This is a genomic window from Tistlia consotensis USBA 355, from assembly GCF_900177295.1.
Lineage (GTDB): Bacteria > Pseudomonadota > Alphaproteobacteria > Kiloniellales > DSM-21159 > Tistlia > Tistlia consotensis.
The window spans coordinates 15,500-33,345 of sequence record NZ_FWZX01000034.1 but is presented as its reverse complement, the minus strand read 5'-3'; the positions used below and the strand labels follow the sequence as shown (position 1 = coordinate 33,345).

General features: G+C 70.2%; 17 protein-coding genes. 6 read left to right on the top strand and 11 right to left on the bottom strand.

Translation table 11 applies throughout. The features are described 5' to 3' along the window. Positions 1-38: 38 nt before the first annotated feature. The 5 genes from B9O00_RS27200 to B9O00_RS27180 form a co-directional block, all read right to left on the bottom strand. Entirely contained in the window at positions 39-1,226 is a 1,188-nt protein-coding gene (locus B9O00_RS27200; protein ID WP_085125872.1) for an NAD(P)/FAD-dependent oxidoreductase, read from the bottom strand. A gap of 103 nt (positions 1,227-1,329) precedes the next feature. Next, on the bottom strand, positions 1,330-2,898 hold the full coding sequence (locus B9O00_RS27195) for a GMC family oxidoreductase (RefSeq protein WP_200808679.1): 1,569 nt from the start codon (positions 2,896-2,898) through the stop codon (positions 1,330-1,332). Positions 2,899-2,914: 16 nt separating this feature from the next. Further along, complete coding sequence (locus B9O00_RS27190) at positions 2,915-3,466, bottom strand: twin-arginine translocation signal domain-containing protein (RefSeq protein WP_143596360.1); 552 nt, start codon at positions 3,464-3,466, stop codon at positions 2,915-2,917. A gap of 88 nt (positions 3,467-3,554) precedes the next feature. Beyond that, the gene (locus tag B9O00_RS27185; RefSeq protein ID WP_085125869.1) at positions 3,555-3,950 is read right to left on the bottom strand and encodes a VOC family protein; all 396 of its coding nucleotides are present in this window, start codon (positions 3,948-3,950) and stop codon (positions 3,555-3,557) included. 106 nt (positions 3,951-4,056) lie between these two features. Then, on the bottom strand, positions 4,057-4,365 hold the full coding sequence (locus B9O00_RS27180; protein WP_085125868.1) for a ribbon-helix-helix domain-containing protein: 309 nt from the start codon (positions 4,363-4,365) through the stop codon (positions 4,057-4,059). A gap of 257 nt (positions 4,366-4,622) precedes the next feature. Here B9O00_RS27180 and B9O00_RS27175 point away from each other — a divergent pair, with 257 nt between their 5' ends. The 5 genes from B9O00_RS27175 to B9O00_RS27155 all read left to right on the top strand — a co-directional run bounded on the left by B9O00_RS27175 (position 4,623) and on the right by B9O00_RS27155 (position 9,828). Further along, positions 4,623-6,656, top strand: coding sequence for an elongation factor G (locus B9O00_RS27175; RefSeq protein ID WP_085125867.1), 2,034 nt, complete (start codon positions 4,623-4,625; stop codon positions 6,654-6,656). A 166-nt stretch (positions 6,657-6,822) separates the two neighbouring features. Further along, positions 6,823-7,290 (top strand): Dps family protein, encoded by a 468-nt coding sequence (locus B9O00_RS27170; protein WP_085125866.1) that lies wholly within the window; start codon positions 6,823-6,825, stop codon positions 7,288-7,290. 159 nt (positions 7,291-7,449) lie between these two features. Beyond that, a complete protein-coding gene (locus B9O00_RS27165) occupies positions 7,450-7,743 on the top strand; it encodes a ferritin family protein (protein WP_085125865.1) in 294 nt (97 codons plus the stop codon). 144 nt (positions 7,744-7,887) lie between these two features. After that, positions 7,888-8,868 carry a protein-methionine-sulfoxide reductase catalytic subunit MsrP gene (gene msrP, locus B9O00_RS27160; protein WP_085125864.1) on the top strand — a complete coding sequence of 327 codons (981 nt, stop codon included), beginning with the start codon at positions 7,888-7,890 and terminating at the stop codon, positions 8,866-8,868. 309 nt (positions 8,869-9,177) lie between these two features. Then, positions 9,178-9,828, top strand: coding sequence for an OmpA family protein (locus B9O00_RS27155; protein WP_159460345.1), 651 nt, complete (start codon positions 9,178-9,180; stop codon positions 9,826-9,828). A 563-nt stretch (positions 9,829-10,391) separates the two neighbouring features. Here B9O00_RS27155 and B9O00_RS27150 read toward each other — a convergent pair. The 6 genes from B9O00_RS27150 to B9O00_RS27125 all read right to left on the bottom strand — a co-directional run bounded on the left by B9O00_RS27150 (position 10,392) and on the right by B9O00_RS27125 (position 17,022). Beyond that, entirely contained in the window at positions 10,392-11,282 is an 891-nt protein-coding gene (locus B9O00_RS27150; RefSeq protein ID WP_085125906.1) for a LysR family transcriptional regulator, read from the bottom strand. A gap of 157 nt (positions 11,283-11,439) precedes the next feature. After that, positions 11,440-12,408 (bottom strand): thioredoxin-disulfide reductase, encoded by a 969-nt coding sequence (gene trxB / locus B9O00_RS27145; protein ID WP_085125862.1) that lies wholly within the window; start codon positions 12,406-12,408, stop codon positions 11,440-11,442. A 102-nt stretch (positions 12,409-12,510) separates the two neighbouring features. Continuing rightward, complete coding sequence (locus B9O00_RS27140) at positions 12,511-12,888, bottom strand: helix-turn-helix domain-containing protein (protein ID WP_235017212.1); 378 nt, start codon at positions 12,886-12,888, stop codon at positions 12,511-12,513. 381 nt (positions 12,889-13,269) lie between these two features. After that, the gene (locus B9O00_RS27135; protein ID WP_085125860.1) at positions 13,270-15,186 is read right to left on the bottom strand and encodes a hypothetical protein; all 1,917 of its coding nucleotides are present in this window, start codon (positions 15,184-15,186) and stop codon (positions 13,270-13,272) included. A gap of 52 nt (positions 15,187-15,238) precedes the next feature. After that, positions 15,239-15,895: a 2OG-Fe(II) oxygenase gene (locus tag B9O00_RS27130; RefSeq protein ID WP_218822958.1), complete on the bottom strand. Its 657-nt coding sequence runs from the start codon at positions 15,893-15,895 to the stop codon at positions 15,239-15,241. A gap of 134 nt (positions 15,896-16,029) precedes the next feature. After that, positions 16,030-17,022: a mitochondrial fission ELM1 family protein gene (locus tag B9O00_RS27125; RefSeq protein WP_200808678.1), complete on the bottom strand. Its 993-nt coding sequence runs from the start codon at positions 17,020-17,022 to the stop codon at positions 16,030-16,032. A gap of 294 nt (positions 17,023-17,316) precedes the next feature. Here B9O00_RS27125 and B9O00_RS27120 point away from each other — a divergent pair, with 294 nt between their 5' ends. After that, the gene (locus B9O00_RS27120) at positions 17,317-17,844 is read left to right on the top strand and encodes an Lrp/AsnC family transcriptional regulator (RefSeq protein WP_085125859.1); all 528 of its coding nucleotides are present in this window, start codon (positions 17,317-17,319) and stop codon (positions 17,842-17,844) included. The last annotated feature ends 2 nt before the right edge of the window (positions 17,845-17,846 follow it).

Here is a 17,846-nt window from a genome sequence, read left to right as displayed (position 1 = left end):
CCGGGCGCGCAGGGCTCGGTCACGCCGGGGGAGGAGCCTCAGACGACGTTGCGCTCGAGCACCGGCTCGTTCCGGAGGATGCGCTCGTAGCCGAAGCGCGAGAGGTCGAGGCTCCGCCAGCCGTCGTGGACGATCAGCTCCATGATGCCGCGGCCGACCGCCGGGCTCTGCTGCAGGCCGTGGCCGGAGAAGCCGTTGGCGAAGAGGAAGTTCGGCAGCTCGGGATGCGGGCCGAGGACGGCGTTGTGGTCGAGCAGGCAGACCGAGTAGTGGCCGGCCCAGGCGCCGGTCGGCTTGATCGATTCGAAGGCCGGCACGCGCGCGGCCAGGCCCGGCCAGAGGATCTCCTCGAAGGGCGTCCAGTCGACCTCGAGGTCGAGGCTGTCGGGGTCCGGCTCGCCCTCCTTCGGCGCGATGCCGCAGATGTAGCCCGCGCCCTCCGGCCGGAAGTAGAGGCCCGAGGGATCGATGACCAGCGGCATGGTCGGGATGTGGGTCTTGCAGTCGAAGACGAAGACCTGGCGCTTGCGCGGTGCGACCGGCAGCGCGAGCCCGGCCATCGCCGCGATGTCGCGCGAGCGGGGGCCGGCGGCGTTCACGACCCAGCCGGCGGCGATCGTCTCGCCTGAGGCCAGGGTGACGCCGGTCGCGCGGCCGTTCTCGACCGAGACCCCGACCACCGTGTCCTCGACATAGTCCGCGCCGAGTGCGCGCGCCTTTCGGCGGAAGCCCTGGAGCAGGCTGAAGGGGTCGAGCCAGCCTTCCATCGAGAGGCCGAGGCAGCCGCCGGCGAGGTCCTCGACCTCGAGCCAGGGCAGGCGCTCCTTGAGCGCCGGCGCCGGCAGCAGCGCGTTGTCGGCGCCCAGATCCTTCTGCAGCCGGTGGTTCGCCTCGAGGATCGGCCAACCCTCGGCCGAGGCCAGGAACAGGAAGCCGTTCTCGCGGAAGGACAGCGCCGGCGCCTCGCCGTCGACCGCCAGCCAGTCGCCGACGTTCTTGATGAACTGCGCCCCGAACAGCGAGATCTCGATGTTCTCCCTGGTCGAGAACTGCTGTCGGATGGCGCCCGCGGAGCGTCCGGTCGAGCACTCCTGGTAGCTCGAGTCCCGCTCCACGACCAGCACGCGCCGGCCGGCGAAGGCCGGCTCGGCGGCCAGCCAGTAGGCGACGGCGGAGCCGATGACCCCACCGCCGATGACGACCACGTCGTAGCTCTTGCTGCTCATGGGCCGGCTTGATAGCCGGTCCGCCCGGGGTCGCGCCAGGGGGTGCGAGGGGCTGCGGCGTCGGGGCTGCCATCCCGATCCGCCATAGCCCCCCGCAGGTCCGTCAGATCGCGTTCTTGCCCATCTGGTCGGTGATGTACTCGGCCTGGCGGATCGCCAGCGTGACGATCGTCAGGGTCGGGTTCTCGGCGCCGCCGGTGGTGAACTGGCTGCCGTCGGAGATGAAGAGGTTGGCGTGGTCGTGGGTCTGGCCCCACTTGTTGCAGACGCCGTCCCTGGCCTTCTCGCTCATCCGGCAGGTGCCGAGGTTGTGGGTCGAGGGGTAGGGCGGCACCTCGTAGACCCGGGTGGCTCCGACCGCCTCGTAGACCGCGCGCCCCTGCTTGTAGGCGTGGTTGCGCATGGCCTCGTCGTTGTGGTGGTCGTCGAAGTTGACGTTCGGCACGGGCAGGCCGAACTGGTCCTTCTCCGTCGCGTGCAGGGTCACGCCGTTCTCGCCGCGCGGCATGTCCTCGCCGACGATCCACATGCCGGCCATGTGGTCGTAGTGGTCCATGGCGTCGGTGAACTCGCGGCCCCAGGCGCCGGGGTCGAGGAAGGCGGCCATGAACGGCAGGCCGAGCGACAGGGTCTCCATCTCGTAGCCGCCGGCGAAGCCGCGCGACGGATCGTGCCCCGCCTCGTCCTGGATGATCCCGGCCATGGTCGTGCCGCGGTACATGTTCACCGGCCGGTCGAAGACCGCGTAGACCGAGCCGGTGGTGTGGCGCATGTAGTTGCGCCCGACCTGGCCCGAGGAGTTGGCGAGGCCGTCCGGATACTGGCTGGTCGCCGAGTTGAGCAGCAGCCGCGGCGACTCGATTGAGTTGCCGGCGACGGCCACGGCGCGGGCCTTCTGGACCTGCTGCTGGCCGTCCTTGTCGGCGTAGAGCACGCCGGTCACCTTGCCGTCGGGGCCGTGCTGGATCTGCAGGGCCTGGCACTGCGGCCGGAGCTCCAGCTTGCCGGTCGCCTCGGCCTTCGGGATCTCGGTGTAGAGCGTCGACCACTTGGCGCCGGACTTGCAGCCCTGGAAGCAGAAGCCGAGCTGCAGGCAGGAGCCGCGGCCGTCGCGCGGCCGGCTGTTGATCGCCATGCGGCCGGTATGGACCTGCTTGTAGCCGATCCGGGTCGCGCCCTCGTACATCACCTTGAAGTTGTTGTTGCCCGGCAGGCCCGGGATGCCGTTGGTGCGGGTCACGCCCATCTTGTCCTCGGCGCGGGCGTAGTAGGGCTCGAGCTCGGCCAGGTCGAGCGGCCAGTCGAGCAGGTTGGCGCCCTCCATCTCGCCGTAGGTCGTGCGCGTCTTGAACTCGTGGGCCTGCAGGCGCAGCGAGGCGCCGGCCCAGTGCACCGTCGAGCCGCCGACCGTCTTGCAGATCCAGGCCGGCAGGCCGGCGAAGTCGTGGGCGACCCGCCAGGTGCCGGAGGTCGTGCGCTTGTCGAGCCAGGACAGCTGGCCGAAGGCCTCCCACTCGTTGTTGTGGAAGTCGTCGATGGTGTAGCGGTGGCCGGCCTCCAGCAGCACCACCGGCACGCCCTTCTGGCAGAGCTCGTTGGCCAGGGTGCCGCCGCCGGCGCCCGAGCCGATGATGACGACGACGGAATCGTCGGTCAGGTCGTAGGTAGCCATGATCGTTCCTCCCCCCTCACTCGGCCTTCGGGCTGGCGTCTTCCGGCGGCTGCGGCAGCCAGGCCAGGTCGTCGAAGCCGCGATGCAGGTAGCCGCCGTAGGGGAAGGAGGCGCCCTCGTAGCCGAAGTGCCGCCAGACCAGCTCGTTGTTGTAGAGCGCGACCACCGCGGTGCCGCGGACCTTCTGGAAGAAGGGCGTCCCGGCGAGGCCGGTCAGCACCTTGAGCTGGTTGCCCTCGGAGAGCTCGAGGAAGGCCATCTCCATCGGCAGGTCGAGGCCGGCGACGCCGTCCTTGAGCAGCGCCGCCACGGCCGGATCGGCCTTGGCGGCCTCGTCGAGGGCCTCGACCACGCCGCCGTAGTACTGGTCGGCCAGGGTGTCGTGCGGATAGATCCGCCGGGTCATGACCAGGAGGCCGGCCGCGGTCTTCGGGTCCAGGGTGCTGAGCTCGAGCTCGGCGGCCAGCGCCCGCGCGGCGCCGGCCAGGGCGCCGCTGCCGAGGGCCGCGGCGGTCGCCAGCGCGCTGCCCTGCAGGAACTGGCGTCGGTTCATTCCTTTCCGTGTCATCTCTCGTCTCCTCCTGTTGGCGCCCGCTTTTTGTTTTGTCTGCGAGCTTGTTTTGTTCCGCTTGCCGGGCGCGCGAAGCCCCGGCCCGCTAGCGGTAGCGGCCGTGGCGTTCGAGTACCTCGATCTTGTAGCCGTCCGGGTCCTGGACGAAGAAGAAGCGCGCCATCAGCGCGCCGTCGCGGTGGAACTCCTTGACCTCCTTGGGCTCCAGGCCGAGGCCCTCGAAGCGGGCCCGCTCGGCGGCCGCGTCGTCGACCACCACGGCGAGGTGGCCGTAGCCGCTGCCGTGGCTGTAGGGCTCGGCCTGGTCGGCGTTCCAGGTCAGCTCGACCTCGAAGTCGTTCTCGGCGTTGCGCAGGTAGACCAGCGAGAAGCCGTCGAAGTCGTAGCGGTCCGCGACGGTCAGGCCGAAGGCCTTGCCGTAGAAGTCGATGGAGCGCTCCAGGTCGAGAACCCGGATCATCGTGTGGATCGCCTTCGCCATGCAGCGCCTCCCTCCTGCCGTCTCTCGGCAGGAAGCCTAGGCGTCGCGCGACGCGCGCTGGTAGTAGCCGGATACTACAGCCGAAACCGGCCGGCGGCGGGCCCGGCTACTCGGCCGCCTGGGGCGTCAGCTCGGCCGCCTCCGCGGCCGCCGGCCGGTGGCCGGCGAGATACTTCATGCAGGACACCCGCAGCAGCGAGGCGAAGTTGTGCACCTCGCCGTGCAGCTCCAGGACCTCGTCGTAGAGCACCGAGAGGAAGCGCGGCGTCGACAGGCCCTGGCCTGCGGCGATCTCGTCGAGGATCAGCCAGAAGGCGGCTTCGAGGCGGATCGAGGTGGCATGCCCGGCGAGCCTGACCGAGCGCGTGACGGGCTCATAGCTCGCCGGGTCCTGCCCGGCGAAGATGCGGCACATCGTCAATCCTCCCATTCCGGTCGCGACGCCTGGCCCGGCAGCCGGGCGGAGGGCGGTCGGGCGGCGCCGGCGTTCTTCTTGATCGCCGATGATAGCGCGCGGGAGGGGACTCGGGGTGATTCTTCTTGTCAAGCCGGTGCCCCCTTGAAAGCATGGACGGACCAGAAGAAACGCGACTCGGGAACGCCGGGTCCGGTCGAACGGCGGGCCGTCCCGGGTGTGCGGAAAAGGACCACGCACGTCCACGGGAGGAAGCCATGGCTGGAGGTAGATCGACGGCGCGCTGCGCCGTGCTGGTGGGTCCCTACACGGCGGGCAAGACCTCGCTGCTCGAGGCCCTGCTGAACGCCGCCGGGGCGACGCCGCGCAAGGGCAAGGTGACCGACGGCAACACGGTCGGCGACGCTTCCGCCGAGGCGCGCGCGCGGCAGATGACCGTCGAGGTCAACGTCGCGTCCTGCGACTACCTGGGCGACCGCTGGACCTTCCTGGACTGCCCCGGCTCGGTCGAGCTGGGCCAGGAGGCGATGAACACGCTGATGGCGGCCGACATCGCGATCGTCGTCGCCGAGCCGGAGCCGGCCAAGGCGGTGGCCCTGACGCCGATCCTGAAGTTCCTCGACGACTGGCAGATCCCGCACCTGGTCTTCGTCAACAAGATGGACCGCGCGAACGTGCGCGTGCGCGAGCTGCTGGCCGCCTTCCAGGCGGTTTCCAACCGGCCCCTGGTGCTGCGCCAGGTGCCGATCCGCGAGGGCGACAGCGTCACCGGCTTCGTCGACCTGGTCAGCGAGCGCGCCTGGCACTACGAGCCGAACAAGCCCTCGTCGCTGATCGAGATGCCGGAGACGGTCAGGGAGCGCGAGAGCGAGGCGCGCCGTGAGCTGCTGGAAGCGCTCGCCGACTTCGACGACGGTCTGCTCGAGCAGCTGCTCGAGGACAGGGAGCCGGCCCGCGACGAGGTCTACGCCCAGCTGACCAAGGACCTGCGCGACGACCTGATCGTGCCGCTGCTGTTCGGCTCGGCCGAGCAGGACCACGGCATCCACCGCCTGTTCAAGGCGCTGCGCCACGAGGCGCCGCCAGTCGAGGCGACCGCCGAGCGGCTCGGCATCCCGGCCGACGAGACGCTGGCGGCGACGGTGGTCAAGACCTTCCACCTGGCGCACACCGGCCGCATCTCGCTGCTGCGCATCTGGCGCGGCGGCCTCAAGGAGGGCGCGACGATCGGCGGCGAGCGGCCGTCCGGCCTGTTCCGCCTGCAGGGCGGCAGCAGCGAGAAGGCCAGCGAGGCCGGGCCCGGCGAGCTGATCGGCCTCGGCCGCGTCGACTCGCTGAAGACCGGCGACCTGGTGACCTCGGCCGGCCGGGTCGAGGAGTCGGGCCTGCCCTGGCCGGAGCCGCTGGCGCCGGTCTATGCGATGGCGCTGGAGCCGGCCAAGCGCGAGGACGAGGTCAAGCTGACCGCCTCGATCGCCAAGCTGATCGAGGAGGACGCCTCGCTGTCGCTGGAGCACGACCAGGACGCCAACGAGCTCAGGCTCTGGGGCCAGGGCGAGATCCACCTGCAGATCGCCGTCGAGCGCCTGAAGAGCAAGTACAACGTCGAGGTCGCGACCCGCGCGCCGACCCCGGCCTATCGCGAGACGATCCGCAAGGGCACCGAGCACCACGCCCGGCACAAGCGCCAGACCGGCGGCCACGGCCAGTTCGCCGATATCAAGGTCAAGATCGCGCCGACCGGGCGCGGCGAGGGCTTCCAGTTCCACAACAAGATCGTCGGCGGCGCGGTCCCCAAGCAGTTCATCCCCGCGGTCGAGCACGGCATCCAGGACTACGCCAAGCGCGGGCCGCTCGGCTTCCCGGTGGTCGACTTCGAGGTCACGCTGTTCGACGGCCAGTTCCATGCCGTCGACTCCTCGGAGATGGCCTTCCGCACCGCCGGGCGCCTGGCCATGAGCGAGGGCCTGCCGGACTGCGATCCGGTGCTGCTGGAGCCGATCTGCGAGGTCTCGGTCTTCGTGCCGAGCGACTTCACCAACCGGGTCCACGGCCTGATCAGCGGCCGGCGCGGCCAGATCCTCGGCTTCGACGCCCGCGAGGGCTGGGCCGGCTGGGACGAGGTCAAGGCGCACCTGCCGCAGGCCGAGCTGCTCGACCTGATCGTCGAGCTGCGCTCTCTGACCCAGGGGGTGGGCAGCTTCACCTGGCGCCACGACCACCTGCAGGAGCTGCACGGCAAGCTCGCCGACAAGGTCGTCGAGCAGCACCGCGTCGAGGCCGCCCAGTAGGCGCTCCGACAGCCGGAAAGGCGGGGCCCCGAGCGTCGGACGGGGCCTCGCCGGCCGCCTTGCCGCAAAGTCTGGAATATCTCTAAAGAGACTTGCAAGAGGTTATTCCATAGCCATCTCCTTGATCAATGGCGCGCCGCGCGCCGCAGACGGAAGGAGATGGAACATGTCGCTGAACACCGGCATCGCGGCCGAGGACCGCAAGGTGATCGCCGAGGGCCTGTCGAAGGTCCTGGCCGACAGCTACACGCTCTACCTGAAGACCCACAACTACCACTGGAACGTCACCGGCCCCGGCTTCCCGCAGCTTCACCGGCTGTTCGAGGAGCAGTACACGGCGCTGGCGGCGGCCGTCGACGAGGTCGCCGAGCGGATCCGCATCCTCGGCTTCCCGGCGCCCGGCAGCTACAAGGCCTTTGCCGCCCTGGCCAGCATCGAGGAGGCCGAGGGCGTGCCCTCGGCCCGCGAGATGGTCGAGCAGCTGGCCGCCGACAACGAGGCGGTCGCCCGCAGCGCGCGGGCGGTCTTCCCGGCCGCCGAGAGTGCGACCGACGAGGCGACGGTCGACCTGCTGACCCAGCGCATGGCCGCCCACGAGAAGGCCGCCTGGATGCTGCGCGCCACGGCCGCCTGACCCCGCGACGCCGTGCCTCGCCTCCCCTGTCCGGGGCGCGGCACGGCAGGCGTCGCCCTTCCGGGGGCTTGTCACGACCGGAGGCTTCGCTACCTTCGCCACCGGCGTCGCAACACGGCGTCCCGACCGAATTCCGTGCCGAGAAAGGGAAGAATCAGCATGTCCAGCGAAGGCCTGCACGCGCCACGCGAGCGCCTGTCCGAGAAGACCCTGACCATGCACCACGCCATCGTCTCGCTGATCGAGGAGATGGAGGCGGTCGACTGGTACCAGCAGCGCGCCGACGACTGCGAGGACGAGGCGCTGAAGGAGATCCTGCTCCACAACATGCGCGAAGAGATGGAGCACGCCACGATGGTCCTGGAGTGGATGCGCCGCAACAGCGACGACTTCGCCGGCATGCTGAAGGAGTACCTCTACCGCGACGGTCCGATCGCCACGGCCGAGGACTGACGGCCGACGCGGGCGCCGCGGCGGTTCCGCTGCCGCCGGCGCCCGTTCCGCGATCACGGCCCGGCCACGCGGCGCTCGCGCGCAGTTGATTTCGTCCCGCCGGGCCCGAGGGTTAGGTAGGAGGAAACCACTGGAGGCAGAGCGATGCTCATCAAGCGCAAGCGCGGCTGGGAACTGCCGGAGAGCCAGGCGACGCCGGAGTCGGTCTTCCGTCAGCGGCGGCGGCTGATCGCCGGACTCGCGGCGGGGCCGATCCTGCTCGGCGCCGGCGCGCTGCTCGCGGGCCGCGGCGCGTCGCCCGCGGCCGCCGAGGAAGCCGACCCCTCCGCCAAGCTCTATCCGGCCAAGCAGAACATGCGCTACCGGCTCGACCGCCCGGTCACCGGCGAGGAGCTGGCGACGACCTACAACAACTACTACGAGTTCGGCTCGTCCAAGAACATCTGGCGCGAGGCCCAGGACCTGCCGATCCGGCCCTGGACCGTGAGCATCAAGGGCATGGTCGAGAAGCCCTTCGAGATCGCCATCGACGACCTGCTGGCCAAGATGCCGCTCGAGGAGCGGCTCTACCGGCACCGCTGCGTCGAGGCCTGGTCGATGGCCGTGCCCTGGTCGGGCTTCGCGCTGGCCCGGCTGGTCGAGCTCGCCAAGCCGCTGTCCGCGGCCAAGTACCTGAAGATGGTGACGCTGGAAGACTCAGACGTCATGCCCGGCCAACGCGCCGGCTGGTATCCCTGGCCCTATACGGAGGGCCTGACCATCGCCGAGGCGACCAACGAGCTGGCGTTCATCGCGACCGGCCTCTACGGCAAGCCGATCCCGAGGCAGAACGGCGCGCCGCTGCGCCTCGCGACGCCCTGGAAGTACGGCTTCAAGTCGGTCAAGTCGATCGTCTCCTTCGAGTTCACCGACCAGCGGCCGCAGACCTTCTGGGAGGAGATCCAGCCCGCCGAGTACGGCTTCTGGGCCAACGTCAACCCGAAGGTCCCGCACCCGCGCTGGAGCCAGGCGAGCGAGCGCGTGCTCGGCACCGACGAGCGCGTGCCGACGCAGCTGTTCAACGGCTACGCCGACTACGTCGCCGACCTCTACAAGGGCATGGAGGGCGAGAAGCTCTACATGTAGGGCAGGCGGGCCGCTCGTCCGCCGCGCGGCCTTCGCGTCGCCGCCCGACAACGCGGGCGGCGACGACGCGCCCGCCGGTCGCGGGATCCAGCCGGTCTTGCCGAGGCTCCGACCTTTTCCCGCCACGAGTTCCACTTACGGCCAAAAATATTCCGGTTTGATCGGGCGCCGATTGCCCTAGATCGGCAGTCATGGGCGCGCGACGCCCTGGGGCTCTGGGGAACGAACCATCACGGATGCACCGAAAGGAGCAGATCAAGGATGCGTAAGTTCCTTCTTGTTACGACTGCCGCCGCAGCGACTGGCCTGATGCTGGCGGGTGCCGGCATGGCGCACGCTCAGCTCTACGTGAACGGCCAGCAGCCGGTTTACATCGCCGCCAACCCGGTCGGCATGCAGGCGAACGGCCCGGAGGTCGACGCCATCGATACGACGACCGCCGATCCGCGGGTGACCAGGCCGATGGTCGATCCCTATCTGCCGAAGGCCTCCGGCCAGCAGCAGTGGGCGGCCAGCGACGTGGTCGGCGACAAGGCGCCGCACCCGCTGTTTCTCGACATCGCGAGGAAGCAGCAGCCGGTCCCGCAGCAGGCGGCCGTGCCGGCGCCGAAGCAGCCCGACCTGAAGAGCATGAACGAGACGCTCTACTTCAACTTCGACAAGGCCAAGCTGACACCCGAGGCGCAGCGGAAGGTCGACGAGCTGACCGCGAGCATGCAGACCTGGAAGCTGAAGAACGTCGAGGTCAAGGGCTACGCCGACCGCTCGGGCAGCGCCGCCTACAACGAGCAGCTGTCGCGCCGCCGTGCCGAGCGCGTCGCCAGCGCGCTCAAGGCGCAGGGCCTGAGCCCGAGGGTGCTGGACACCGAGTGGTACGGCGAGAGCCGGCCGGCGGTGCCGACGCCGGACGGCCAGCGGCTGCAGGCCAACCGCCGCGTCGTGATCCAGGCCGTCGAGTAGCGCGGCCGGACGACGGATCCGCACGGCACGGATCCGGGCGAGAGTTCGGGAAGGGGCGCCCCCGCGGGCGCCCCTTCTGCTTTGCCGGGGCCCGCCACCCGCCTGGCGCGCAAAAAAAATGCCGGGCCACTAGGGCCCGGCAAGTTGAACAGGGAGGCTTCACGTCTGGGAGACGTCGGGGCCGCCGTAGCGGTCCCGTCGGGGCGCCGATCGCGATCGGGGGGAGAGAGATCGGGGCCCCTGATGATGCTGCGACGCAGCATCCTGTGATCCGAAGATGGGACGGAAGGCCGGGCCTGTCGAGTTGCAAGACGACAGTGGTGGCATGCTGTTGTTGCATGGCTACACTCAGTCGCATTTTTGCAACAGTTCGGCCGGCTCCACGCCGCTTACGTGGCCGCACCGCCACGTCCTGCCGCGCGGGCAGGCAGGCTGCCCGATTTTCGTGCCTGGAGCGCGATCCGATCGGGTCGAACCGACCCGGTCGAAGAATCGCCCTCTGGAATCAGATGACTGGAGATGGGGACGCCGACCGCTCCGCCTCGATGCGATCGGACCAGTCTCTAGAACTTGGTCTGCGCGACCTCCCGGAGCAGGAAGTCGCGGAACACCTCGACCCGCTGGGTGCCGCGCAGCTCCTCGGGATAGACGAAGTAGGCGTCGATGCGCGGGCCCTCGAGCTCGGGCAGCACCTCGACCAGCTCGCCGTCGCGCTGCACCATGAACTCCGGCAGGGCGCCGATGCCGCCGCCGGCGGCGACCGCGCGCATGATCGCGTAGACGTTGTTGACCGTCATCACGGCCCGGCGCGGAGACTGGTCGCGGTCGCCGACCTTGAGCAGCCAGTTGACCTCAGGCACCGGCGGCCGCTTGTCCTCGCCGTAGACGATCAGGCGGTGGTGGTCGAGCTCCGAGGGATCCTTCGGCATGCCGTAGCGCTTGATGTAGCCGGTCGAGGCGTAGGCGTGCATGTGGCTGGTCAGGATGTGCCGCTGGATCAGGTCGCCCTGGCGCGGCGGCGACATGCGGATCGCGATGTCGGCCTCGCGCATCGAGAGGTCGAGCTCGCGGTCGTCGAGGATCAGGTGCAGCTCGATCTCCGGATAGACCTCCATGAACTCGCGCACGCGCGGCGCCAGCCAGGTCGAGCCGAAGGCGACGGTGGTGGTGACCTTGAGCAGGCCCTGGGGCCGGTCCTTGCTTTCGGCGAGCAGCGCCTCGGTCATCGCCAGCTTGCCGAAGACCTCGTGGGCGGTGCGGTAGAGCAGCTCGCCCTGCTCGGTCAGGATCAGGCCGCGGGCGTGACGGTGGAACAGCGGGACGCGCAGGCTCTCCTCCAGCGCGCTGATCTGCCGGCTGACCGCCGACTGGCTCAGGTTCAGCTGCTCGCCGGCGTGCGTGAAGCTGCCCGCCTCGGCAACGGCATGGAAGATCCTCAGCTTGTCCCAGTCCATCGTCATGGAAACCCCCGCACAGCCCCGATCGGCCCGGTCCCCTGACCATGGCCCCGTCTCGGCGACTCGATTCGAGCCGACCAGGATACCGGAAGCTCCGGTAGGTGTCTTCCCGACGGCCGTGCCGGCGACCGCCTTCGCTCGGCCGCGCTGCGGCCTACTCCGCCGCCTCGGCGGTGGTGTCTTCCTGTTCGGCCAGGAAACGCTCGGCTTCGAGCGCCGCCATGCAGCCCATGCCGGCGGCGGTGATCGCCTGGCGGAAGACCTTGTCCTTGACGTCACCGGCCGCGAAGACGCCGGGAATGCCGGTCGCCGTCGAGTCGGGGGCGGTCAGGATGTAGCCCTCTGAATCGATCTCCAGCTGGCCGCGGAACAGCTTGGTCGCGGGATCGTGGCCGATCGCCACGAAGAAGCCGTCGACCGCGATCTCGGCGGTCGAGCCGTCGACCACGTTCTTCAGCCTGAGGCCGGTGACCCCCGGCGGGTCGTCGTGGCCGACGACCTCCTCGACGACGCTGTTCCAGACCACCTCGATCTTCGGATGGCGGAACAGGCGGTCCTGCATGATCTGCTCGGCGCGCAGGCTGTCGCGCCGGTGGATCAGCGTGACCTTGTCGGCGAAGTTCGTCAGGAACAGCGCCTCCTCGACGGCGGTGTTGCCGCCGCCGACCACCGCGACCTGCTTGCCGCGGTAGAAGAAGCCGTCGCAGGTCGCGCAGGCCGAGACGCCGAAGCCCTGGAACTTCTGCTCGCTCGGCAGGCCGAGCCAGCGCGCCTGGGCGCCGGTGCAGATGACCAGGGTCTCGCCCTCGTAGATGTCGCCGGAATCGCCGACGCAGCGGAACGGCCGGCGCGACAGGTCGACCTCGACGATGGTGTCGAACTTGAGGTCGGTGCCGACGTTCTTCGCCTGCTCGCCCATCTGCTCCATCAGCCAGGGACCCTGGATCGGCTCGGCGAAGCCCGGGTAGTTCTCGACCTCGGTGGTGATCGACAGCTGGCCGCCGGGCTGCAGGCCCTGGACCAGCAGCGGCTTCAGGTTGGCGCGCGCGGCGTAGACCGCGGCCGTATAGCCGGCGGGCCCCGATCCGAGGATCAGGACCTTCGTGCGGTGGGTCTGGGGCATCTCGGTTCCGGCAGGCTTAAGGATCGACGAACTCCGAGGATAGGAAGCCGCACCCCCCTGTGCAAGGCGCGACGGCCGCCGGAGGCCGGTTTCGCCGCCGTGTCAGCCGCTCTTGGTGAAGGCCTTCACCAGGCGGATCACCTGCTCCTTGATGTCGCCCTCGGGGATCGCGTTGATCGCGCGCGCCAGCTCCAGGCTCTGGCGGCTGAGCGGCGGGCCGCCGGCCTGGGCCGCCGTGCCTTCCTTCTCCAGCCCTTCGAAGAAGTAGCCGACCGGCACGCCGAGCGCCTTGCTCAGGTCCCACAGGCGGCTGCCGCCGACCCGGTTGGCACCGCTCTCGTACTTCTGGATCTGCTGGAAGGTGATGCCGAGCTGCTCGGCGAGCGCCGCCTGGCTCAGGCCCTTGGCGATCCGGCGCTCGCGGATCTTGTGCCCGATGTGAACGTCGGTCTTGTGGTACATCGCGGCACCCCCCAGCACCTGCCCTAGCGGTCTCTTCTCGATCACACCCGGGCCCGCCGTCGACTTGCTGCGCGGCTCTTCCGGCTCAAGCAACGCGGCGGCAATCTTCAGTTTTTGTTGAGAGAATTCCGCGTCGCTCCAGGCGCAGAGAGGCATAGCCCCAAAGCAAGATTCTGGCAATACAAGCAAAAGCCGTAAAAATACTAAAGAATCTCGCGTATATATTGTTAAGAGCAGCCCGCGCGGGCGGCCGGCGAGGGCGCCGGACGCGACTCAGGCCGGGAGCCTGCGCCGACCCGCGCGACATCCGGTCGCCCGAATGTCGCGGTCTCGGCCCGGAATCGTAGGGCCAGGGACCGGTTCAGCGATCGCATCGCTCGGATGCGATCGGATCAGGCCCTAGAAGCCGAACATGTGGTCGAGGGAGAAGGCGGCCTCGCCGCTGAGCAGGCCGTGGTAGCCGAACAGCCGGCAGGTGCGGTCGCGGATCAGCACGTAGCCGCCCGCCGCCTCGGCCAGGGCCGCCGCCTCGAAGGTCTCGGAGGCGCGGAACAGGAAGGAGCCGCCGCAGGCGATCGCGATCTCGCGGCTCGCGATCTCACGGCCCTGGGCGTCGACCAGCGCCAGGGTGGTGCTGCTCTGCGGGTGCCAGGGCGTCGAGGCCGGGTAGATCAGCTGGCAGAGCGTGTCGTAGGGCGCCTGGCCGAGCCGCAGGAAGAGTCGGGTCGAGAGGCCCGGCGGCCGGGAGGCGTAGGACTGGGGCTCGTTCCTGTAGACCAGCACCGAGTTGAAGATGTGCGAGCCGAACGAGGTTTCCGCGGCATGGCCGGAGACCCGGTCCTCGTAGCGGAAGATCGCGTGCAGCCAGCCGTCGGCGCCGCCGCCCTCGGCGAAGTCGTAGACCAGCTCGACGTGGCCGTAGCCGCCGTCGAGGCCGGCCAGGGCCCCCTGCTCCTCGAGCAGGGCGGTGACGTCGACCAGGCGCTCGTGGTCGCGCGGCAGCCGCCCCAGGCTGAGCGCGGCGAGCTCCTTGCCCTCGCGGTCGAAGACCAGGAGGCCGAGCGGCAGGTCGTCCTGGGCGCGCGCCATCGGCGTCGGCAGCACAAGGGTGCGGAAGCGCGCCGTGGGCAGCAGCGGCGCCGGCAGCAGGAAGCCCTTGCCCATCAGGTTGGCGAGCTCGGGGATCTTCGGGTCGGGCCTGAGGTCGCTGCGCTCGACGTTCATGTGGGCGATGCGCCGGCGGCCCTGCGCCGTGTCGATCTCGTAGCGCGGCCGCACGAAGTGCTTGCCGGCCATGACCTCGATCTGCTGCGGCCAGCGCAGCCCGGGCAGGTGCTCGGCGACGTCGAGCGCGTAGGTGCCGAAGGCGGGCAGCTCGCGGTCGAGCCAGACCGCCTCGTCGCGGCCCATCGGGTTGAGGCCGATCGCCCCGGCCGGCACCGGGCAGGGGTGGCTGTTCTGGATCCACAGCACGACCCGCTCGCCGTCCTTCGGCGCCGGCAGGCCGGCGTACCACTGCGAGGGCCAGGCGTTGGCGTCGTGGGTGCAGCTCAGCACCTCGGGCGCGTCGCCGTAGGTGTCGAGCGCGTACTTGACGACGTCGTGGCCCCGCACGCCGGTGACGTGCAGGAACAGCGAGCCGACGAAGGCGGACAGGCCGAAGCGCCGGCGCACCTCGGCGCTGTCGATCGTGAAGACGGCGTTGGCCGCCGGCAGGTCCTGGTCCCACTCTGCCAGCACCGCGCCCTCGTGATCGAACAGGCAGCACCAGAGCCGCGGCGCCGCGGCGCCGTAGCCGCCCCAGTAGTTGGCCGAGACGATCCGGGTGTGCTGCCCGTCGTCGCTGTCGCGGAAGAAGGCGAAGTTGGTCGCGAAGTTGAGGCCGTTGAGGTAGTTGCGCGGGTCGGTCAGCAGCGCGTCGGGCAGGCGGAGGGTGTCGAGCGTGACGACCTCGGCGCCGGCCGGCAGCAGGTGGCGAATCTGCTCGACCAGGCGCCCGGCGTCGAAGGCGGTGACGAAGACCGTGGCAGCGCGGCAGCCGGGCAGATCGGTGACCGGCTGGGCCGGGCAGCCGGCGAAGCCGCCGTCCAGGGTCTCGACGTCCTGCACGAAGAAGCCGGCGACCTCCAGGTCCCCCAGGTCGTAGAGCTCGGCGAGGCCGGCGGCGAAGCCGAGCGGATCGTAGACCGCGACCGGGCCGCGACCGAGCGCCGCGCGCAGCGCCGGCAGGCGCCGCGCGGCCAGCGGATGGCCGATCGCCTTGAAGAAGGCGTTGCCGCCGCGGTCGTTGCGGTAGGTCTCGATGCTGAGGGCCATGAAGCGGATCGGGTCCTGGAATGCGGAACGAAGGGAAGCGGCCGGCGGGCGCTCAGCCGTGCCTGGCGAAAAGCCGCTTGGCCAGGGCCGAGAGGCGGTGGCGGGCCTGCTCGCGCCAGGCCACGGAGCTGTGGTGCATCCAGTTGACCTGGATCGAGCGGCGCTGGCCGACGAAGGGCTTGTGGCCGTGCCAGGCGTTGTCGGCGCAGCGGAAGGCCAACAGGGTGCCCTGGTGCGGCGGCACCTCGGCGACGAAGTCCTCCAGGTCGTCGGGCCGGCGCAGCAGGCGCAGGCGGCCGCCCGACGAATCCCAGGCGTCGTTCATGTAGATCAGGACGGTCAGCAGCTTGCTTTTGGAATCGGTATGGACCCGGCCGTCCTTCTCGCGCGACTGGCCGCGCACGGTGATCATGACCGGCTTGTCGGTCAGGTCGAGGCCGAACTTCTCGCCCAGGACCTCGGCGGTGCGCCGCGACTGGATCTCGGCGAGCAGCTCCTCGAAGGCCGGGCCGCAGCGCAGGCTGGCGACCGGGAAGCTGCCGCCTTCCTCGATCGCCGGGAAGTCGGCCGCGACGCGCGGCATCGCCTCGGGGCGCAGGAAGGCCGGCACGATCAGGTGGTCGAAGGGCTCGCGCACCAGCGGCGTTGCGGCGAACCGCTCGAGATCGAGCAGGCCCTGCGGCCGCTCGATGGCTTTGGCTTCTGCCACGATGGTCCTCGTTTCCTCAGCCGCGGACTCGATGCTCCGGCTATGCCGGCGAAGCGTCGACCGCACGGGCCCTGTTTATCGCCTCGGCGGGAGCGGTGCAATTGACGCCGATCACGCTGGCGCCGGGCCGCCGATCAGGCGAGGCCCAGCCGCTGCCGGATCGCCTGGGCGACGCGCGCCGTCTCGTCGAGCCGCGGATAGCTCCACTGCTCGATCCGTCCGGCGAAGGGCCGCAGATAGCCGCCTTCCAGCATGGCGCGGTGGAAGCGGCGGAACTTCGCCGAGCCGCCGGGCAGGTCGGCCAGATGGACCGGCCGGCCGGTCGAGGCGGCCTCCGACAGCATGTTCACCGAATCGGCCGTCACCACCAGGGCGTCGGCGAGGCCGAGGAAGGCGAAATAGGGATTCTCGCCGCTGCCGTCCCAGATCAGCGACGGCGTCTCGCCGATCCCGGCCTTGAGCGCGGCCAGCGCCGCCGTCGGCGTGCGCCGCGACGGCGTCACCAGCAGGCTGCCGCCGAGCGCCCGGGTCGCCGCGCCGAGCTGCTCGCCGAGCTCGCGGGCGCGCGCCGCGGGCAGGCTGTAGACCTTGTTGGCGCCGCCGATCAGCGCCACGACATAGGGCCTCGGCAGCGTCGCGACCCTGGCCGCGAAGCCCTCGGCGGCCTCCGCCAGGCGGGCCGGCGTGATCCGGTTCATGGCACCCAGCGTGACCAGCACGTTGTCGCCGGTCAGGCGGTCGTGGGCCGGCGCCACCACCAGGTCGAAGCGGGCCGGATCGACCGTCGGATTCTGGATCTGGACGACGAAGCTCGGCTGCCGGCCGCCCCGGCCGTCGCGCCGGCTGGCCCGGCGGATCGCCAGGGCCGGCGCCACCGCCTGGCGGCCGGTCGCGATCAGCAGGTCGGGCCAGGGCGGGTCCAGCGGGTCGCCGCGCCGGCCGTCGATCGCGCGCAGCGGATCGCGCCAGAGCAGCGGCGGCAGCCAGCGCCAGGGCCGGCGCGTGACGATGCGCCGGGTCTGGGGCTCCAGGCCCAGCGCTTCGGCGAGGCCGAGGCACTGGATCTCCATGCCGGCCTTGCCGTCGCTGACGACCCAGCAGGTTTCGAGATGGGCGGGGAGGGACATGACGGCCGCGGGATACGCGCTCGGCCGCGGCTTGGCAAGACGAATGCCGAGCCTCTCCGCGCACCTTGAAGCGGCGCCCCGAACCGGCAATATTGTTGCGCGAGTTCGAGCGCGGCCGATAGAAAAGCTTGCGCTGTCACACGAGTGTGACGGTCCCGTACGTCGCCCCACCCCGTGGGCCGACGTACGGAAGCTGAATCACACGGGAATCAAAAGGGTGGTGTGCCGATTCACGCGAAATTCGATCACTCGATGTCGCGATCGGGACACTGGGCAGGCTCAGGGGAAAAACCAATGCGGCGGGTCAAGCTCGACCGGATCGATCTGAAGATTCTGCGCGACCTCCAGGCGGAGGGACGCATGACCAACGTCGAGCTGGCCAAGCGCGCCGGCATCTCGGCGCCGCCCTGCCTGCGCCGGGTGCGGGCGCTGGAGGAGGCCGGTTTCATCAAGGGCTACCACGCCGAGCTCGACGCCGAGTCGCTCGGCTTCGAGGTGCAGTTCTTCGCCCTGGTCGGCCTGGACAGCCAGAGCGATGCCGTGCTGACCGGCTTCGAGCAGCAGATGGACGCCTGGCCGGAGGTCCGCGAGTGCCACATGGCGCGCGGGCCTCACGACTTCGTGCTCAAGCTGGTCGCGCGCAACACCAGCCACGAGAACGAGCTGACCCAGCGCCTGACCGCGGCGCCGCACGTCTCCCGCGTCCTCACCGTCCAGGTCATCCGGACCTCGAAGGACCAGTCGGGCGTGCCGGTCGAGCTGGCCAGCGCGCCCCTGGAGGACCACGGCGGCGAGGGCTACGAGGAAGAGGAGGAGGGGTGAGC

Coding starts and splice junctions, on each gene's coding strand:
- B9O00_RS27200 (WP_085125872.1), bottom strand. CDS start 1,226: ATGAGCAGCAAGAGCTACGACGTGGTCGTCATCGGCGGTGGGGTCATC.
- B9O00_RS27195 (WP_200808679.1), bottom strand. CDS start 2,898: ATGGCTACCTACGACCTGACCGACGATTCCGTCGTCGTCATCATCGGC.
- B9O00_RS27190 (WP_143596360.1), bottom strand. CDS start 3,466: ATGACACGGAAAGGAATGAACCGACGCCAGTTCCTGCAGGGCAGCGCG.
- B9O00_RS27185 (WP_085125869.1), bottom strand. CDS start 3,950: ATGGCGAAGGCGATCCACACGATGATCCGGGTTCTCGACCTGGAGCGC.
- B9O00_RS27180 (WP_085125868.1), bottom strand. CDS start 4,365: ATGTGCCGCATCTTCGCCGGGCAGGACCCGGCGAGCTATGAGCCCGTC.
- B9O00_RS27175 (WP_085125867.1), top strand. CDS start 4,623: ATGGCTGGAGGTAGATCGACGGCGCGCTGCGCCGTGCTGGTGGGTCCC.
- B9O00_RS27170 (WP_085125866.1), top strand. CDS start 6,823: ATGTCGCTGAACACCGGCATCGCGGCCGAGGACCGCAAGGTGATCGCC.
- B9O00_RS27165 (WP_085125865.1), top strand. CDS start 7,450: ATGTCCAGCGAAGGCCTGCACGCGCCACGCGAGCGCCTGTCCGAGAAG.
- msrP (WP_085125864.1), top strand. CDS start 7,888: ATGCTCATCAAGCGCAAGCGCGGCTGGGAACTGCCGGAGAGCCAGGCG.
- B9O00_RS27155 (WP_159460345.1), top strand. CDS start 9,178: ATGCTGGCGGGTGCCGGCATGGCGCACGCTCAGCTCTACGTGAACGGC.
- B9O00_RS27150 (WP_085125906.1), bottom strand. CDS start 11,282: ATGGACTGGGACAAGCTGAGGATCTTCCATGCCGTTGCCGAGGCGGGC.
- trxB (WP_085125862.1), bottom strand. CDS start 12,408: ATGCCCCAGACCCACCGCACGAAGGTCCTGATCCTCGGATCGGGGCCC.
- B9O00_RS27135 (WP_085125860.1), bottom strand. CDS start 15,186: ATGGCCCTCAGCATCGAGACCTACCGCAACGACCGCGGCGGCAACGCC.
- B9O00_RS27125 (WP_200808678.1), bottom strand. CDS start 17,022: ATGTCCCTCCCCGCCCATCTCGAAACCTGCTGGGTCGTCAGCGACGGC.
- B9O00_RS27120 (WP_085125859.1), top strand. CDS start 17,317: ATGCGGCGGGTCAAGCTCGACCGGATCGATCTGAAGATTCTGCGCGAC.